This is a genomic window from Donghicola sp. XS_ASV15 (assembly GCF_041224595.1).
Classification (GTDB): Bacteria; Pseudomonadota; Alphaproteobacteria; order Rhodobacterales; family Rhodobacteraceae; genus Donghicola.
In genome coordinates, this window is the sequence record NZ_JBGFGN010000123.1 from 1 (window position 1) to 4,363 (window position 4,363).

Here is a 4,363-nt window from a genome sequence, read left to right on the forward strand (position 1 = left end):
TTGTCTTGGCTGTTGAGCTCTGACAGCGATGCACCGCGCACCAGAATCTCGACATCGCCGTATTCCACCAGCACGAATTTGCCGCTCTTGGAGAAGCTCAGGTCATCGAAAGACACATCAGCCTGCGCCAGATCGATCAGATCAACCCCTACCTTGAAGCCAAATATCTTGTCGCGCCCCGATACGTCATCAAAGATAAAGGCATCTGCGCCGCCCTTGCCTTTTAGGATGTCGTTCCCTTCGCCGCCGCTCAGGGTATCATTCCCTTTGCCTCCGATCAGAGTGTCTCGTCCCTCCAGTCCGGCTAGGAAATTCTCACCGCCGTCGCCAACGAGCTTGTCTTTGTAGATTGTTCCGAACGCATCTTCGATCGATTTCAGCGTGTCCCTGTCCCCGAAACCATCGATCGCAAATCCCTTCGCAAGATTGACCGTGACCCCGTCAAAGCCACCATTGGTTTCGTCAGCGGCGTAATCCACCAGATCGTAGCCCGCACCGCCCTTGATCGTATCTTCCCCGGCGAGCCCGTAGAAAACGTTGTTCTTCTTGTTCCCGATCAGCTTGTCATCCAGAGCAGAGGCAACGACATCCTCGATCTGACGGAGTTTGTCTCGATAGCCCCACCCATCAATGGCAAAACCCTTGGAGAGCTTCACGACCACGCCTTGCTCTCCATCCCAATGATTGTAACTCACGACATCGGACCCTTTGCCACCAACGATGGTGTCGTCCCCGAAGCTGCCGAACAAAATGTCCGAACCCGCGCCACCGTTCAGGTGGTCGTCCCCTTCCCATCCGACCAGCTGATCATTCCCAGCTTCGCCAAGCATGTAATCCGTTTGCGAAAAGTCGAACATGCTGTCGTCTTCGGTCACCAACACGTCAGGTAGTTGAGACAGAGAGAAAACCTCGCCTTCGGCAAAATGGCCGGTCTGCAACTCATCGTCGCTGTACATGTTGCTCACAAAGTACTCGAGTGCGGACAGATCAAACCCGTCATCGAAGTATTCCGCGTAGTCGCCGCCAAGAGGAATGACCAGCACTGTGCCTGCGCCACCAAGTTCTCCGTAGCGCAGCAGTGCCAGCTCCAGACTGTCACCGTTCACCATCGTAATTTCCTGATAAGCGATATCGGCATCCGACAAAGAGTAAGGTTCGCCGTAGATCGAAATATCGTAGATGTACCCGTCCAGAACAGACGTCTGAACCAGATCGTAGCCATCCACAGCATCTGTGTATGTGTAACTCAGCTCCAGATCGCTGGTACCGACAAATCCGACCTGAATAGGCGTGACATTGTCGATAATCCCCTGCGAACTGTCTTCGTACCAAGAATACGCGGTCACAGAATAGGTCGTCATGAAAAGTTACCCCAAGAAGAGCCCGACTGACGGCGGGACAATAAGCAAAATATGAAAATTCGCCTTCATGCTTACACGCTCTGAAACGCGTGCGGCAATCGTGGTTTCCTGACTTGCAAGAAACGCAAAAAGCCCCTCACTTGGGGGCTTTTGACTGACATCAGAGAAGAAAGTCGGGTTTAGTGCAATGCCCTGCGCAGGGGGCGCGTGTCGTTTGCGGTTTCCGTCTCACAGTCCACTGACATCATCTCGGAAAGATAGCGGCGCACGGTCATCAGATCCTCGCGGTACTCGGCCAAGATCTCTTTCACACGGGACAGCTCGGCGTCGACAGAAGCCCGCTTTTCGCTGCAGCTGTCACTAGAGGGCCGACGGCCCAGACGATACAGGCCCGTCGTTGTAACCACGACCTTTTCCGCGATATCAATATGCACCACGCGGCCCGTGACCAACAGTGACGGCTTTTCGCCGGACATTGCCGAAGTGACGCCACAAATCTCAATATGCACGTTGGGTTTGTGGATGATGGTCCAGTTGTGCAGCACACACGCGCCCGCGGCGTCCTGCGCTGAAATATCCCTGACAAGCGCAAACGCAGTCAGTTCCTGCTCCAGACGAGAGACAAGTGCTTCTCGATGCGGGGGGATCGTCATGACAGCGCCTCAAACATTCCATTTACTGAAGCCAAGCTAACATGACAGTTCAAAGAAAACACCTGCGCTCTCGGTCAAAGAAGCTGCAATTTTCGGCACGTTCTTTACCCAAACCGCGCATTCGGCATCCAAAGGTGTGTCCGCAGATTGGGTGCGCGAGACCGTTTCGGGGTGTGTGGCCTACCTATGGTGATAGGCCGCTCCAACTCGGTCAGACCAGATGCGCCTGCAGAATACCCTTGAGTTTGTCGATAGACAAAGGCTTGGGAAGGTAGGCTGTTGCGCCGACCTCCTCAAACCTTTGGGTATCATCCCCAACCACAGCGGCAGTCAAACCAATCATAGGGATATCAATGCCTTGGTCTTTGACAGACTGCATCAGTTCGTCGCCGGGCATCTCGGGCATAAACAAATCTGTGAGCAACAGATCCGGTTGATCTTCTTTGATCCGCGCCAGTGCAAGCGCACCATTTTCAAAGTGCTCGATTGTACCAAACACGCGGCCCAACTGTTTGAGGGTAATCTTGGCCACCAGTTTGTTGTCCTCGGCCAGTACCACCCTCAGGGTCTTAAGATGCTCGTCCAGATCGGCACAGTCATTGACCACAGATTTCGAGTGCCCCTCTAGCGTGACCACTTCTGGCATTACAATTCGATAGCCAGCGCCACCTTCTGGCGCCTTGAAATAGGACAGCCGCCCGCCGAGCATTTCGATCATTTGCTTGGCGATATAAAGCCCAAGCCCCGACCCGTCCGCCTGATTGCGCGCGTCCGCACTGCCCCGCTCAAAGGGTTGGAACAAACGGGCCACATCGGCATCGGGGATGCCGACGCCATTGTCCGTCACCGTCCATGCGATCTGATTCAGGTTCGTACCATCCGGGCCGTCATCAGGTTTGCGCTCAAAGGCGATCCGGATTTCAGACCCTTTGGAATGGATGATCGCGTTTCGCACCAGATTTCCGAGCACCTGCTTGATCCGAGAGGCATCCCCCATGATTGAACGCTCTGCGCCGGTCTCGAGGTCGGTCGTGATACAGAAACCGCGCCCCTCGGCCATCATACGGTAGGTTCCCTCGACCTGACCTGCTAGTTCCGTTGGCACGTAGGGGCTGATTTTGACACGTTGGTTTTTCTCGGGGTTCACGGCCTGACGCATGTCGTCCAGAACCGTCAAAAGCTGGTCAGATGCCTCTCGCATCTGGGGCAACAGCTCGGCAACGTCTTCTCCGCGATCCAACTCTGAAATCATCATCGAGAGGACGGACGCCGGGGTTCGCACCTCGTGAGAGACAATAGAGAAAAGTTGGTTCTGACGCTCTTGCTTGACCGACAGTTCTTTCAATGCACCCGACAGGGCCCGTTCGCGCCTGTACTCCTCGGTCACCTCGATCATCAGGCCATAGACGATGCGATCATTCCACGCGCTGTTTTCGCCCCAGAGATAAAGCCGCAGAAGCCGTTCTCGACCATCAGAGAAGTTTCTAAGAAGCGGTAGCACCATCGTCGTCGCGTCGTTCTTGGTTCCCTGGAAAAACGCGCGGAGTTCGGGGCGCTGCTCAAGTCCGAAAGCTTCGACGAATGTATCCAAGGTGGTTTCGGCAGGACGGTTCAACAACCTCTGCCCCGAGGGGTCCATTCGCAGGGTATTGCGCGGCACATTCACGGCAAACAAGCCGACACCAGCGAATTCCCGCACCATAGACAAGCGCCGCAAACTGGCGCGGCGCTGTTCCCGCTCGTGTCTGCCGCGACCTCTGAGGGCCATCGTCATGACAATCAGGAAAAGTGCACCGATGGAGTAGGATTCCAGCAAAGAGGACTCGATATTCCCTGCGGGCGTGTCCGTTAGGTAAAATCCTGTCATCGCTGAATAAAACGTAATGCCAACGATTACGACGATCGGCGCGACACCAGCGGGCAGAAACATTGCGAAGAGCAACCCGACGATCGCCGTATCCAGCATCGGGTATCCCAGAAAGCCCTTTGCGTGCAGCACTCCGAGAAGCGGAAAGATCAGCATCGCCGGGAGGTATCGCGCAACACGGTGCAAACGATCCGTATAGAGAACCGCAACAAAGAAACCGACGACGACTGAGGCCCCGCGCAAACTTCGGTTTATCGAAAATTCGACAAAGTTCTCGTTAAAGCCAAGCGCGTCTAGGTTCTCTGGCGGCAAGAAGTTTGAATAGAGATCCAGCAGGAACACTGTGAACGGCGGAGCAATACTCGGCCACGGTAGCGACGGCATAGTGTTGTCGCGGGCGGCGTAAAAGTCGTCCACTTTTGCCCTTTCGGATTTCGGGAGGGCTTGGGGATATACACCGTGGACTTGTATTTGAAGGTGCG

Annotated in this window: 3 protein-coding genes; all 3 read right to left on the reverse strand. The window is 55.0% G+C overall.

From position 1 onward, the window contains the following. A partial coding sequence (locus AB9K37_RS07125) for a calcium-binding protein (RefSeq protein ID WP_369836499.1) occupies positions 1-1,361 on the reverse strand: 1,361 nt, incomplete at its 3' end. A 179-nt stretch (positions 1,362-1,540) separates the two neighbouring features. Then, positions 1,541-2,014 (reverse strand): hypothetical protein, encoded by a 474-nt coding sequence (locus AB9K37_RS07130; protein ID WP_369836502.1) that lies wholly within the window; start codon positions 2,012-2,014, stop codon positions 1,541-1,543. Between the two features lie 211 nt (positions 2,015-2,225). Beyond that, positions 2,226-4,363: ATP-binding protein (locus AB9K37_RS07135; protein ID WP_369836505.1), on the reverse strand; the 2,138-nt coding region annotated here is incomplete at its 5' end.